Here is a 13,311-nt window from a genome sequence, read left to right as displayed (position 1 = left end):
GGCCTCCTCGAGCAGCCACGCCGCCACCGCGAGGTCGTCGTCGAGGCGCGCGCCCTGGGGGGTCTGGCGGCCGATCCACCCCTGCACCTCGCAGAAGGCGTAGAACGCGCCCTCGGGCATCGCGCAGCGCAGTCCGGGCACCGCGCGCAGCCGGTCGGCCACCAGACGGCCGAGGCGGTCAAGCTCGGCCTGGTCGGGCCCCAGCAGTGACATTTCGATCTGCTTGTTGCCGCCCACTGACTCGCCGGCGCCGGCATGGGTGACCGTGATGCCCGGCACCTGCTTGAGCCGATCACGCAGCAGGGCGGCCAACTGGTCGACGCTGCGCTGGCGGTTCTTTCGGTCGGTCAGGCGGATGTAGGTGGACGCGTAAATCTTGCCCTGGGCGGTGCCGGTGTTGATGGTCGTTACCGTGTAGCGGGTCTCGGGCAGCTCACGCACGATGGCGTCGACCTGGCGGGCCTTGGCCTCGGTCAGCTCCAGTGAGGAGCCCACGGGCGTGTGGTAGTTCACGCTGAGCTCGGAGAAGTCGGCCTTGGGCACGAACTCGGTGCCCACGAGCGGCAGCAGCATCACGCTGGTCACGAAGATCGCCACCGAGCCCAGTACCGTGGTTCGTTTGTGCCCCAGCGCCCAGCGCAGGATGGCCTGATAGAAGTCTGCCAGCCGTTCGGTGCCGCGGTCGAAGGCCCCGGTGACGCGGCCCAGCGTCTTTTCATACAGGGTGCGGGGCGCCTCGCGCGGCTTGCCCTGCTTGTCGATCTCCGGGTCGTGCCAGACCGAGGAGAGCATCGGGTCCAGGGTGAAGCTCACGAACATGGAGATCAGCACCGCCGCCACGATGGTGATGCCGAACTCATGGAAGAACTTGCCGACGATGCCGCCCATGAAGCCGATCGGCAGAAACACCGCCACGATGGACAGCGTGGTCGCCAGCACCGCCAGACCGATTTCCTGGGTGCCCTCCATCGCCGCCTGGAAGGGCGTCTTGCCCATTTGCACATGGCGCACGATGTTCTCGCGCACCACGATGGCATCGTCGATCAGCAGGCCCACGCACAGCGACAGCGCCATCAGCGTGATCATGTTCACCGTGAAGCCGAAGGCATACATGAACAGGAAGGTGCCGATCAGCGCAATCGGCAGGGTGAGGCCGGTGATAACGGTGGAACGCCAGGAGTTGAGGAACAGAAAGACGATCAGCACGGTGAGCGCCGCACCCTCTAGCAGGGTCTGGCGCACATTGGCCACCGACACCCGGATCGCGCGTGAGGTGTCAATGATCGGCTCGAGCCGTAGGCCCGGCGGCAGCTCGCTGGCCATGGTGGTCAGCATGGCGTTGAGGCCGTCTACCACCTGGATGGTGTTCTCGTCCTGCGACTTCTGCACCGTGAGCAGCAGGGTGCGCTGGCCGTTGTAGAGGGCCAGGTTCTCCACCTCCTGGGCGCCGTCGGCCACCCGCGCCACCTGGTCGAGCCGAATAGGCGTGCCATTGCGTCGGGCCACGATCAGGCGGCCGAAGTCCTCGGGCCGCTCGACCCGGGCGTCGATCTGCACCACCCGCTCGCGGTCCAGGGCGCGCACCGCGCCCACCGGTAATTCTTGGTTCTCGCTGCGCACCGCAGCCGCCACCTGGTCGGCGCTGATGCCCAGCGACTCCATCGCCTGCGGGTTGAGGTAGAGGTTGATCTCGCGCCGGGTGCCGCCCACCACGGTCACCGAGCCCACGCCGCGCACGTTCTCCAGGCGTTTTTTGAGCACCCGGTCGGTCCAGTTGGTCAATTCGACCGCGGACAGCGACTTGGCGCCGGGGGTGCTCGCATCGCCTGTGGGCAGCACTGCCACCGACCACACCGCTTTGCTGGTGGGGTCGTAGCGCAGCACCCGTGGCTCCTTGACCTCGGCGCGCAGCCCTGAGCGGATCGAGGCGATCTTTTCGCGCACGTCCTCAGCCGCCTTGCGGCCGTCGATGTGCAACTGGAACTCGACCACCACCACCGACTGCCCCTCGTAACTGCGCGAGGTCAGGCCGTTGATGCCGGAGATGGAGTTGACCGCCTCCTCGATCTTCCTGCTCACCTCGGTCTCGACGATCTCAGGTGCAGCACCTGGGTATTCGGTGGAAACCACCACCACCGGGAAGTCGATGCTGGGGAACTGGTCAACCTTGAGGCGCTGGAGCGAGAACAGTCCCAGCACCACCAGGGCGGCCATCAGCATGACGGCGAAGACCGGGTTGCGCAGACTGACGCGGGTGAACCACATGGGGCGGGTCTCGGGTCAGGGAGCGCCGCGAGCGGCAGATGCGGTGCTGGCGGATGTCGCGCCAGCAGATGCAGCGCCGGCAGATGTTCCGCCTGCGGGTGCGGCCCCGGAGGCGGGCGCCTCCCCAGCTGCCATGGGCCGCGTCAGGCGCGTGGCTACGCCCTCGCGCAGGGCGCCAACATGGCCCAGGAGCACCTGGGCGTCCTCGGCCACGCCAGTGACGGCCACCACCTCCAAGCCCGCCGCCTCACCGCGTGCGCCCAGGGTGACCAGCCTGTGAGCGACTCGCCCGGCCTCGAGCACCTGCACATAGGGCTGAGGCTTGTCGGTGCGCACCGCCCCCAGGGGTACGGCCACCGAGCGGACCTGGCCGGTCTGCAGCTGCCCTTGCGCGAACAGACCCGAGCGCAGGCCAGGCGCCGTGCCCATCGACAGGTACACCGGCACGCTGCGGGTGCCGGCCTGGGCGGCGGGGTTGATCCGCACCACCCGGGCCGTGAGCGGCGTGGGCAAGCCTTCGACCGACAGGCGTGCCACCTGGCCAACGCGCACCTGCACCGACTCGGCGGCGCCTACGCTGGCCTCAAGCTCAAGCCGGCTGGGGTCAACGACCTCCACCACCCGTGCGTCCACGCCCAGGCGCTCGCCGGGCTGAGCCAGGCGCTGGGCCACCACGCCAGCGATGGGGGCCCGCAGCACCGTGTCATCCAGTGTCTTGCGCGCCACATCGACCGTCGCCAGGGCGGCCTTGTAATTGGCCTGGGCGCCCGCCAGAGAACTGGCTGAGGCTTCGAGCGCGGTGCGCGAGATGAAGCCCTGGTCGACCAGGGCCTTGTTGTTGTCGAACTGTCGTTGGGCGATGTCGATCTGGGTGCGCGCGGCGTCGGACTGCTCGCGCGCCTGGGCCAGGCGGGCCTGGTACTCGGCTGGGTCGATGCGGGCCAGCTCCTGGCCCTGGCGCACGCTGTCGCCCTCACGCACCGCCAGGCCTTGCAGCTCGCCCGCCACCCGGGCCTTGACCACTGCCGAGTGGACCGCCCGCAGGCTGCCGGTGATCGCGATGCCTTGCGTGAGTTCGAGGCTACGGGCGCGGACCAGATCGGTCTCTGCGAATTCGACCACCGCCTCGACCGGTGCCGAGGCTGCTGCTTTTGCTGATGTTGACCCCGGACCTGCTGTGGCCGCCTTGCGGCCGCCCAGGTAGTGCCAGCCGCCGGCTGCTGCTGCCAGCACCAGCGTCGCCAGAACGGCGAGGGCGAGGGTGCGCCGCGTCATGCCTGCCCCCCGGACAAGGGCTGCCCAGGCCGCTGCAACAGGCCCTTGAGCAGGATCTCGGCCTGGGCAGCGATATAGCGCTGTGGATCAATGGCAAAGGCAGCTGGCACGCACGCGCCAAAGGAGTGTTGGTTCATCTGTAAATGGATCATGGGCGCGATGACGCTGAACACCGCGTAGTCCAGGTCGGGAATGGCGAACTCGCCGCGGTCGACGCCGCGCTGGAGAATGCGCCGTATCAGCAAAGTCCCCGGCAGGATCACCTGCTCCTGGTAGTAGGCCGCTAGGTCTGGAAAGTTCCGAGCCTCGCTAAACATCAGCTTGGTGATGCCCGAGGCCTGGGTCGCACCGACGCGCTCCCACCAACTGTTCAGGCAATAGCGAAGCATGTCGGCGGTGCTTCCCACGAAGCGATCGAACTCCACGTTCCACTCGACGAAGCGTCCGGCCAGGGTCTCGTGAACCACCGCCTTGAACAGGTCTTCCTTGCTGGCGTAGTAAAGAAAAAGAGTGCCTTTGGAGACGCCGGCCTGGGCCGCTACCTCCTCCACCCGGGTACCGGCGAAGCCCTTTTCGACGAAGAGCGACAGCGCTGCCTCCAGCAACTCGCCGGGGCGGGCCTGCTTGCGGCGTTCGCGCTTGATCGGGGTTTCTTCGCTCATGGCAGGTCAGGCCGACGGTTCTGGCGGGGCGCTCCGGCGGCTGATATTAGTGACTGACTGGTTAGTAGTGCGGGTGCCCAAGCATAGCCCAGCCACGTCAATTCCCGGTAAAGCCCCTAGCCCTGAGCCCCTACCCACCGGCGCAAGGCCGCTACGCGCAGCGCCAGCCACTCGCGCAAGACATAGTGGCTACGCTCCAGGCCCGACGGAGAGGGAAGTGCTCCCATCCACGGCGCGACAGCGGGCAAGGGCAGGCGGGTCGGCGCTGGTAGCACCTCCAGGCCGGCCGCCCGAAACTCCATCGCCGCCCGGGGCAGGTGCCAGCTGTCGGACACCAGGGCGATCCGGCGCACGCCGTCCCGGGCCAGGAGGGCGGCCATCGCGGCTGCGTTTTCGGCGGTGTCGCGCGAGCGGTCGTCTGTCCAGCGCGGCGCCAGGCCCAGTTCGTCGCGCGCCACCGTGGCCGCCACCTGCGCCTCGGTGACCTGACCGCGACCGGCCCAGCCCGTCCCGCCGGCAATGCCCAGTGGCAGCTGAGCGGCGCGGGCCAGCCGCACACCGTAACGCAGCCGGCCCAGCGTGGCCCCCGACGGCTGCGGGCTGCCGTACTCGGGCGCCTCGGGCATCACGCCCCCGCCCAGCACGACCACCGCCTGAACGCCGGCCTGGCGCAGGGCCGGCAGGTCGATCGCCGGGGGCAGAGGCAGCAGCGTGCGCGCCAGCCAGATCGACCCCGTCGGTGTGCTCACAAGCCACAGGCTGGCCAGTGCAAGGCCGGCGATCCACCTCGCCGCCCGCGAGCGCCTGGCCAGCAGCAGCAGGGCGAGCGCCAGCAGCACCGGGCCGGAGGGCGGCAGGACCAGTACGGTCAGCACGGGCTTGATGAAGCCGAGTTCCATGGTGATGCGATGGTAGCGGCCCCGTTGGCAGGGAACGGAGGGGTGGGAGGTATGGCGCGTATGACTCCCGGGGTGTCCCGCGCAGCGGCTACAGTCCCGGTATGAATTCCTCTTCTGAAGTCATCGTTCTGGGCGGCGGTTGTTTCTGGTGCACCGAGGCGGTCTACGTCCAGGTGCGTGGCGTGCTGGACGTGGAGTCCGGCTACAGCAACGGACAGGCCGAGCGCCCCAGTTACGACGCGGTCTGCTCCGGCCTCACCGGATGCTGCGAGGTGGTGCGCCTGACCTACGACCCGGCCCAGGTGAGCCTGCGCCAGTTGCTCGAAATCTTCTTCCTGATCCACGACCCCACCCAATTGAACAGGCAGGGTCACGACGTGGGCACGCAGTACCGCAGCGGCATCTACTTCAGCACCCCGGCGCAGAAGGCGTTGGCCGATGACCTGATCCGCGAGATGAGTCAGGACAAGGTCTTCGGCGCGCCCATCGTCACCGAGGTGCTGGCGCTGGCGGACTACTGGCCCGCCGAGGATTACCACCAGGACTTTTTCGCGCGCAACCCGACCCAGGGCTACTGCCTGGCGGTGGCCGCGCCCAAGGTCAGCAAGTTCCGCAAGACCTTCGCGTCTCTGGTCAAGGGGGCCGACGCTTGAGCGGTGGCGCGCTGGACTCACTGCTGCCGGTTGTCTTTCTGATCGCCGCCGGGGTGGTGGTGGGCCGCCTGCACTGGGTGGGGCCTGCCGCCATACGGGATTTGTCCACCCTGGTGTTCAATCTGCTGACCCCGGCGCTCTTGTTTCGCACCATGAGCCGGGTCCATCCGCAGGACCTGGACTTCACTCCCGTGGGGGCCTACTTCGTCGGTCTAGGCGTGGTCTTTGCCGGCACGCTGCTGGTCTGCGGCTTTAACCGGCGCGCCAGCGTGCTGGCGATGGCGGCCACGTTTTCCAACACGATCATGATCGGCATTCCGCTCATCGGTCTGGCCTATGGCGAGCAGGGCTTGGTCACCCTGTTCACCCTATACACGGTGCACACCGTCAGCCTGCTCACCTGCGCCACCCTGGTGATGGAGCTGTCCATCCAGCGCGAGGCACGGCAGGCCCAGGCCGGCGGCAACGGCCAGACGCTCTGGCGCTCGGTGTGGGACGCGCTGCGCAAGTCGGTGATACACCCGGTGCCGCTTCCCATCCTCGCCGGCATGGCCTTCGGCCAGACCGGTTGGACCCTGCCCGAGGTGGTGGACAAGCCCTTGGCCATGCTGGGCGGGGCGCTGGGGCCGATGGCCCTGTTGCTGGTGGGCGTGACCCTGTCGGGCGTGCGTATCGGCGAGCACCTGCGCAGCGCGCTCACCCTGATTGCGGCCAAGAATTTCGCGCTGCCGCTCCTGGTGGCTGGCGGCGGCTGGGCACTGGGCTTGTCGGGCCTGCCGCTGTGGGTGGTGGTGACGGTGGCAGCCCTGCCAGCGGGCGCCAACTCCTTCCTCTTCTCCCAGCGCTATCGAGTGGCCGAGGACACGGTCACCACCACGGTGGGACTGTCCACGCTGCTGGGGCTGGTCACGGTTCCAGTGGTGATGGTGCTGGTGCGAGGGCTCTGAGCGCCGTCAGCGACAACGGAGGATCCAGGGGCCGCCTTCGGCCCTTTGCCCCATCGGCCATGCGAGCATGCCCTCGCTGCAGCGGATCCGATAGGAAGAGCCTGGCAGAGGTCTCTCTCCAAACTGCCCGGAAGGCTGCCGCCTTTTGCTCAAGGGGGACACCGTGCGGTACGCCAAAACCTGGAAAAGCTACGCCGATCAACTCGACCAGCTCATCGCGCGAGGGATGATCGTCACTGACCGCGATCGAGCGCTCGACCACTTGGAGCGCATCGGCTACTACCGACTCAGTGGCTATTGGTTCCCGTTCCGTGCGCGGAGTGGACCGGTGTGTCTGCTGGACCCGCTGGGCCGAAAGCCTGAGAAGTTTCGGGAGGAACGGATAGCACTGGACAGCTTCCGCGACGGAGCGACATTTCAAAACGCAGTGGACCTGTATGTCTTTGACAAGCAGTTACGCCTGATGGTGATGGACGCACTGGAGCGTCTCGAGGTCGCAGTGCGCGCGGATGTGTCGCACACGCTCGGCGCTCTGGATCGATTTGCTTATCTTCGGACGGATCTTTTCCATGAGGATTTCAGCGTCAAGCTGGATCAGAAAACCGGTCTCACGCGACACCTTGACTGGCTGGCCAAACATGCCCAGCTGATCGGGCGATCCAGAGAGGAGTTTGTTCGACATAACCGAGCCAAGTACGGCCTGCCCTTGGCAATCTGGGTCGCCTGCGAGGTGTGGGACTTTGGAACGCTCTCGACGCTATATGGCGGCATGCGCGAGGCTGAGCAGGATGGAATTGCCCGCCAATATGGGGTAAGGAACGGGCGTGTGTTCGCCACGTGGCTGCGCAGCCTCAATTACCTGCGCAATGTCTGCGCTCATCACGGTCGGCTATGGAATCGCAATGTCGTTGATCAGCCCCGGTTGCCTCTAGCCTCGGAGGTGGCGTGGGTCATGCCGCTCGAATCCAACACGCATGCGCGCGCACGTTGTTTCGTTTTGCTCAAGATCGCACGGCATCTGCTGGCCGTTATCAATCCCCGTTCCGAATGGCCCGAGCGGATGAAGGCTCATTTGCTGGGCTTTCCGGACTTGTCTCACCTGGGCATCAACCTGTCGGGCTTGGGCGCTTCCCCTGGCTGGGAAAGCGATTGGTGAAATTACCCAATAAAAAACCCCTCAGCGGCTTCCCTGCCGAGGCAGAGTTACCGAGAGGGGCCGTGTTGCCGCGGATTCTAGGTGGGTCGGTTCAGACCGTCAACGATTGCCTCACCCATGCGATCGCCCTGGGGAGGCTTGGCTGCACATGACAAAAACTCAAGGCGCCAGTCGGTCGCGCCGCCAGCCCTCGGTGGCACCTGGTTCGCGTGCGTACTGCAGCCGGTCATGCAGCCGGCTCCTGCGGCCCTGCCAGAACTCCCAGCGCTCGGGCATCAGGCGGTAGCCACCCCAGTGTGGGGGGCGCGGCGGTTGCAGAAGGAACTGCGCGCCGTACTTGGCGGCGTTGGCCACCAGCACCGAGCGGCCCGAGATCACCTGACTTTGGGGGCTGGCCCAGGCGCCGATGCGCGAGTCGAGCGGGCGGCTATGGAAGTAGGTGTCGCTGTCTTCGTCGCTGATTTTTTCCACCCGGCCCTCGACGCGCACCACGCGCTCGAGCTCGACCCAGTGAAACTGCAAGGCGGCAAAGGGATTGCCGGCCAGTTGGCGCCCCTTGCGGCTGTCGTAATTGGTGTACCAAACGAGGCCGCGCGCGTCGTAGCCCTTGACGAGTACGACGCGGGTGCTCGGCCTGAGGTCGCTGCCCACGGTGGCCAGGGTCATCGCGTTGGGCTCGGGCACCTCGGCGGCGATGGCCTCGGTGAGCCATTGGTCGAACTGGCGCAAGGGGTCCGCCTGGCTGGCGTCCTCGCTCAGCTCGGCGCGCTCGTAGCTTTTGCGCAGGTCGGCGATTGAAGAGGAAGTGGAGCTCATGGTCGAAGATTGTGGCACCGGTGGCGTCCCCTTCACCGGTCACGCGTTCGTAACCGGTTCGTAACCGAGGCCCCTTCCAGGCCGATTCCAGGGGGTAGGATGGTCGGCTCCTTTCCCAGTCAAGCCTGCGCCCCCGAAGGGCCTGGCCGCAAGCCGATGTCCCTCCATCCTGAGGTGGCCGAAGTCACCGACCGCATTCGCCAGCGAAGCCGCGACTCGCGTGCAGCTTATCTGCAGCAAATTGACCTGTTGGCAGGTCGTCCGCGCGGCGCGGATCGCCTGGGCTGTGCGAACGTGGCCCACGCCTTTGCCGCCTTGCCGTCGAACGACAAGTTCAAGGTGGTGGCCGAGCGCGCGCCCAACATCGGCATCGTGAGCGCCTACAACGACATGCTCTCGGCCCACGCGCCCTACGCGAGCTACCCGGCCATCATCAAAGACGAGGCCCGGCGCCAGGGCGCCACCGCCCAGGTCGCCGGCGGTGTGCCCGCCATGTGTGATGGCGTGACCCAAGGCATGCCGGGGATGGAGCTGTCGCTGTTCTCGCGCGATGTCATCGCCCAGGGCACCGCCATCGGGCTCACCCACGATGTGTTCGACGCTGCGCTCATGCTGGGCATCTGCGACAAGATTGTCCCGGGCCTGTTGATCGGCGCGCTGCACTTCGGCCATCTGCCGGTGGTCTTCGTGCCCGGAGGGCCTATGTCCTCGGGCCTGGCCAACAGCGAAAAAGCCAAGGTGCGCGAGCAGGCCGCGCGCGGTGAGGTGGGGCGCCCGGCTTTGCTCGAAGCCGAGCAGAAGGCCTACCACGGCCAAGGCACCTGCACCTTCTACGGCACCGCCAACAGCAACCAGATGTTGATGGAGGCGATGGGCCTGCATGTGCCCGGCGCCGCCTTCATCCCGCCGGGCGACCTGCTGCGCGAACAGCTCACGCGCGAGGCCGTGCGCACGGTGCTGGCCAACCTGCATGGGGGCCCGCGCTTCACGCCCATCGGGCGTATGGTGGACGAGCGCAGCATCGTCAACGCCATGCTGGCCTTGCTGGCCACCGGCGGCTCCACCAACCACCTGATTCACTGGGTGGCGGTGGCGCGCTCGGCGGGCTTGGTCATCGACTGGGACGACTTTGCCCGCCTGTCCGCGGTGGCGCCGCTCCTCGCGCGGGTCTACCCCAACGGCCAGGCCGACGTGAACCAGTTCCAGGCCGCTGGTGGTCCGGGCTACGTGATCCGCGAACTGATGGATGCGGGGCTGATGCATGCTGACGTCGCCACGGTGCACGCCGAAGGCCTGCGCGCCTACACCCGCATTCCGCAAGCGCCCGCGCCGGGCATCGACACCACCAGCCCCCTGCATTGGCAAGACATCGGCGCCAGCGGCGACGCTTCGGTCCTGCGCCCGTCCTCGGCCCCCTTCTCGCCCAGCGGCGGGCTCAAGCTTCTCGTGGGCAACCTGGGGCGCGCCGTCATCAAGGTGTCGGCGGTGCCCGCTGACAGCCAGGTCATTGAGGCACCGGCCCGGGTGTTCGACAGCCAAGAGGCGCTGCTGGCCGCCTTTGGCAGCGGCGAGCTCGAGCGCGCCTGCCAGGCCAGCGCCGACGCCGCAGCCGGCCACCCCGGCGGCCTGGTCTGCGTGGTGCGCTGGCAGGGCCCGCGCGCCAACGGCATGCCCGAACTGCACAAGCTCACACCGCCGCTGGCGGTGCTGCAAGGCAAGGGCTACCGGGTGGCGCTGGTCACCGACGGGCGCATGAGTGGTGCCTCGGGCAAAGTGCCTGCAGCGATTCACGTCTCCCCGGAGGCACATGCCGGTGGCCCGCTGGCCCGCCTGCAAGATGGTGACCGGGTACGCGTGGACGGCGTGGCCGGTACCTTGCAGGCGCTGGTGCCGGAGGCCGAGTGGACCGCCCGATCGCCCGCCACCATCTCGCCCGCGCAGGAGGCAGCCAACCAACTGGGCCTGGGCCGCAATCTATTCGGCAGTTTCCGGCGTCACGCGCTGAGTGCCGAAGAGGGTGCCTGCACCTGGTTGTGAGCGACACGCGCACCCGCACCTCTCACCCGCTCCCCCACTGACCGATTCCGAGCGAACCCCACCATGAACCCCGACACCGTCTACCGTCCCTTGCCAGCCACTTTCACCGCCCGCGACGTGATGCGCGACGCGCCGGTCATTCCGGTGATCGTGGTGCATGACGTTGCCCACGCCGTACCTATGGCGCGCGCGCTGGTGGCTGGTGGCATTCGCATGTTGGAAGTGACACTGCGCACCCCCGTGGCGCTGGAGGCCATCCGCGCCATTGCGCAGGAGGTGCCAGAGGCGGTAGTGGGCGCAGGGACGGTGCGCAGCGCCGCAGACGCCAAGGCCGCTGCGCAAGCCGGTGCGCGCTTTGCGGTCAGCCCGGGCTTTACCGTGTCTGTGGGCCGTGCCTGTCGCGATCTCGGGCTGCCACTGCTACCGGGCGTGGCCACCGGCAGCGAGATCATGATGGCGCAGGATGAGGGCTATGACGCCCTGAAATTTTTCCCGGCCATGCAAGCTGGCGGCGCGGCCATGCTCAAGGCCTGGGCCGGGCCGTTTGCCGAAGTGAGCTTTTGCCCCACCGGCGGCGTATCACCGGCCAACGCGCAGGAGTTTCTGGCCCTGCCCAACGTCGCCTGTGTGGGTGGCTCCTGGCTCACGCCGGCCGATGCGGTCGCGGCCGGCGCCTGGGACCACATCACCCGGCTGGCCCGCGCGGCCGCTGGCTTGGCGCGCCCCGGTACCTGACCGCCGCTGTTTACTTCACCAATAACACCGGGATATCCGCGTCCGTCACCACTCGCAGCGCCACACTGCCCATGAGAGCCCGGCCCAGTGCGCCGTGACCGTGGGTGCCCATGACGATGAGGTGGGCCTTGGACTTTTTGGCGGTTTTCAGCACCAGTTCGTGGGCCGGGCCCACTGCCCACTCACAGCGGTAGTGGATGTCGTGCTTGTCCAGGAACTTGCGGATAGGGCCAAGAACCTTTTCCGCTTCGTCGGCCAGGTAGTCACGCACCACGTCCGCGCCGACCGCCGAGCGGACACGCGGAGGCAGGGGTGGCTGGGCGTGGACCACAATCATTTCGTCGTCCGGCCCCGCCAAGCTTTCATGGGTGACGAGAAAGGCCAGCGCCTTCTTCGTGAACTTGCTGCCGTCGGCGGCCAGGATGATCTTCATGGTGAACTCCTTGGAGCAGTTGAAAAAAGACGCTTTCATTCTGAGCCGCACCGACTGCTTTTGGGGCTGAGAAATGTCAAGTGGTGGCCACTCCTTGGCGTTAATCTCGCCATCCATGTCTGACGCCAGCACCTCTGCGGTACCCGCCCCCGGCGCTTCCGAGGTATTCGCTGCGCCGTCCGCAGACACACCCCGGCCAGGGCAGTCCACTGAGATCCTGGACGACCCGGCGCAGTGGCCCTCCTTCGGTCGCCCGGTGCCGGGCCGGGAAGGGGAGGGGCTGTGGGAGTCCTACCTCGCCATCGAGGGCATGCACTGCGCCGCCTGCACACTGGCGGTGGAGCAGGCCCTGCAGCCGCTGCCCGGCGTGATCTCGGTGCAGGTCAACGGCGGTGCCGCCACCGCCCGCATCGAGTGGTGGGTGGACGACGCGTCCGCCGCCCGTCCCTCTGACTGGCTAGCTGCCCTGCAACGCGCGGGCTACGGGGCGCTGCCTGCCGGCGACCTGCTGGATGCCGCGCCGCGCCGGCGCGCGCAGCGCAAGCTGTTCTGGCGGTGGCTGGTGGCTGGCTTCGGGATGATGCAGGCCATGATGTACGCCTACCCGCTGTACATCGCCGGGCCTGGCGAGATCCCGCCCGATCAGGAGGCCTTGCTGCGATGGGGCGCCTGGATGATGACCGTGCCGGTCATGCTGTTCTCCTGCGGACCCTTCCTCCGCGCCGCGCTGAGCGACCTGATGAACCGGCGCGTGGGCATGGATGTTCCGGTGGCGCTGGGGCTGATCATTGCCTTTGTAGCCAGCACCGCCGCCACTTTCGACCCCGCCGGTCCCTGGGGCCGCGAGGTCTGGTACGACTCGGTCACCATGTTCGTTTTCTTCCTGCTCTCGGGCCGCCTGCTCGAGGCCCGATTGCGGGACCGCACCGCCGGCGCGCTGGAGGCTCTGGCCCGCGCGCTTCCGGCCAGTGTGTTGCGCTGGCAGTCAGCGGACGCTGTGGCGGATGTGGCGCCTGGCTCTGCGCCTGGCGACTGGATGCGGGTGCCGGTCCGCTCCCTGGCGGTCGGTGACCGGGTGCGGGTACTTCCGGGTGAGGCGGTGCCGGCGGACGGGCGTATCGAGTCTGGCGAGAGCCGCTTCGACGAGGCCCTGCTCACGGGCGAGTCTGCGCCCCTGCGGCGCGGCCCCGGCGACGCGCTGGTAGCCGGCAGCCACAACCTGGAATCGGCGGTCGACATGCGGGTGGAGCGTCTGGGCGGCGACACCCGGCACGCGGCCATCGTTGCCCTGATGGAGCGCGCCTCGGTGGACAAGCCCCGTCTGGCCCGCCTGGCCGACCGCATCGCCACACCCTTTTTGCTCTGTGTGATGCTCGCCGCCGCAGGCGCCGCTGCCTGGTGGTGGTCGGCTGGCCCCGCCCACGCGCTGTCGG

The 13,311-nt window shown here is 67.8% G+C and carries 12 protein-coding genes; 6 read left to right on the top strand and 6 right to left on the bottom strand.

Annotated elements, in window-relative coordinates; translation table 11 throughout:
- The 4 genes from QE494_RS13340 to QE494_RS13325 form a co-directional block, all read right to left on the bottom strand.
- A partial coding sequence (locus QE494_RS13340) for an efflux RND transporter permease subunit (RefSeq protein ID WP_300043986.1) occupies nucleotides 1–2,265 on the bottom strand: 2,265 nt, incomplete at its 3' end.
- Between the two features lie 15 nt (nucleotides 2,266–2,280).
- Complete coding sequence (locus QE494_RS13335) at nucleotides 2,281–3,540, bottom strand: efflux RND transporter periplasmic adaptor subunit (protein WP_300043983.1); 1,260 nt, start codon at nucleotides 3,538–3,540, stop codon at nucleotides 2,281–2,283.
- Nucleotides 3,537–4,202: a TetR/AcrR family transcriptional regulator gene (locus QE494_RS13330; protein ID WP_300043981.1), complete on the bottom strand. Its 666-nt coding sequence runs from the start codon at nucleotides 4,200–4,202 to the stop codon at nucleotides 3,537–3,539. Before QE494_RS13330 ends, QE494_RS13335 begins: the two co-directional genes overlap by 4 nt.
- A gap of 116 nt (nucleotides 4,203–4,318) precedes the next feature.
- Nucleotides 4,319–5,101, bottom strand: coding sequence for a YdcF family protein (locus QE494_RS13325; RefSeq protein WP_300043979.1), 783 nt, complete (start codon nucleotides 5,099–5,101; stop codon nucleotides 4,319–4,321).
- A gap of 101 nt (nucleotides 5,102–5,202) precedes the next feature.
- Between QE494_RS13325 and msrA the strand changes: the two genes are divergently transcribed.
- The 3 genes from msrA (at nucleotide 5,203) to QE494_RS13310 (ending at nucleotide 7,857) form a co-directional block, all read left to right on the top strand.
- Nucleotides 5,203–5,754 (top strand): peptide-methionine (S)-S-oxide reductase MsrA, encoded by a 552-nt coding sequence (gene msrA / locus QE494_RS13320; RefSeq protein ID WP_300043977.1) that lies wholly within the window; start codon nucleotides 5,203–5,205, stop codon nucleotides 5,752–5,754.
- A complete protein-coding gene (locus QE494_RS13315; RefSeq protein WP_300043975.1) occupies nucleotides 5,751–6,701 on the top strand; it encodes an AEC family transporter in 951 nt (316 codons plus the stop codon). Before msrA ends, QE494_RS13315 begins: the two co-directional genes overlap by 4 nt.
- A gap of 163 nt (nucleotides 6,702–6,864) precedes the next feature.
- Nucleotides 6,865–7,857: an Abi family protein gene (locus QE494_RS13310; protein ID WP_300043973.1), complete on the top strand. Its 993-nt coding sequence runs from the start codon at nucleotides 6,865–6,867 to the stop codon at nucleotides 7,855–7,857.
- A 159-nt stretch (nucleotides 7,858–8,016) separates the two neighbouring features.
- On the opposite strand, the gene pdxH is transcribed toward QE494_RS13310, so the two are convergent.
- Entirely contained in the window at nucleotides 8,017–8,673 is a 657-nt protein-coding gene (gene pdxH / locus QE494_RS13305; protein WP_300043971.1) for a pyridoxamine 5'-phosphate oxidase, read from the bottom strand.
- A gap of 156 nt (nucleotides 8,674–8,829) precedes the next feature.
- On the opposite strand from pdxH, the gene edd reads away from it, so the two are divergent.
- Nucleotides 8,830–10,710 (top strand): phosphogluconate dehydratase, encoded by a 1,881-nt coding sequence (gene edd / locus QE494_RS13300; RefSeq protein WP_300043969.1) that lies wholly within the window; start codon nucleotides 8,830–8,832, stop codon nucleotides 10,708–10,710.
- Between the two features lie 63 nt (nucleotides 10,711–10,773).
- A complete protein-coding gene (gene eda, locus QE494_RS13295; RefSeq protein ID WP_300043967.1) occupies nucleotides 10,774–11,445 on the top strand; it encodes a bifunctional 4-hydroxy-2-oxoglutarate aldolase/2-dehydro-3-deoxy-phosphogluconate aldolase in 672 nt (223 codons plus the stop codon).
- Between the two features lie 10 nt (nucleotides 11,446–11,455).
- Here the strand turns inward: eda and QE494_RS13290 are convergent, their stop codons facing one another.
- On the bottom strand, nucleotides 11,456–11,878 hold the full coding sequence (locus tag QE494_RS13290) for a universal stress protein (protein WP_300043965.1): 423 nt from the start codon (nucleotides 11,876–11,878) through the stop codon (nucleotides 11,456–11,458).
- A 115-nt stretch (nucleotides 11,879–11,993) separates the two neighbouring features.
- On the opposite strand from QE494_RS13290, the gene QE494_RS13285 reads away from it, so the two are divergent.
- On the top strand, nucleotides 11,994–13,311 hold a 1,318-nt coding region (locus QE494_RS13285; RefSeq protein ID WP_300043963.1), incomplete at its 3' end, for a cation-translocating P-type ATPase.

It is taken from the genome of Ramlibacter sp. (assembly GCF_029866045.1).
Taxonomy (GTDB): domain Bacteria; phylum Pseudomonadota; class Gammaproteobacteria; order Burkholderiales; family Burkholderiaceae_C; genus Ramlibacter.
Note: the sequence above shows the minus strand (reverse complement) of the source record. Positions and strands in the feature narration are given on the sequence as shown.

What these genes read in the sequence shown, in the direction of transcription:
- eda (WP_300043967.1), top strand. Translation starts at nt 10,774, where the DNA reads ATGAACCCCGACACCGTCTACCGTCCCTTGCCAGCCACTTTCACCGCC.
- QE494_RS13335 (WP_300043983.1), bottom strand. Translation starts at nt 3,540, where the DNA reads ATGACGCGGCGCACCCTCGCCCTCGCCGTTCTGGCGACGCTGGTGCTG.
- QE494_RS13330 (WP_300043981.1), bottom strand. Translation starts at nt 4,202, where the DNA reads ATGAGCGAAGAAACCCCGATCAAGCGCGAACGCCGCAAGCAGGCCCGC.
- pdxH (WP_300043971.1), bottom strand. Translation starts at nt 8,673, where the DNA reads ATGAGCTCCACTTCCTCTTCAATCGCCGACCTGCGCAAAAGCTACGAG.
- QE494_RS13325 (WP_300043979.1), bottom strand. Translation starts at nt 5,101, where the DNA reads ATGGAACTCGGCTTCATCAAGCCCGTGCTGACCGTACTGGTCCTGCCG.
- QE494_RS13290 (WP_300043965.1), bottom strand. Translation starts at nt 11,878, where the DNA reads ATGAAGATCATCCTGGCCGCCGACGGCAGCAAGTTCACGAAGAAGGCG.
- msrA (WP_300043977.1), top strand. Translation starts at nt 5,203, where the DNA reads ATGAATTCCTCTTCTGAAGTCATCGTTCTGGGCGGCGGTTGTTTCTGG.
- edd (WP_300043969.1), top strand. Translation starts at nt 8,830, where the DNA reads ATGTCCCTCCATCCTGAGGTGGCCGAAGTCACCGACCGCATTCGCCAG.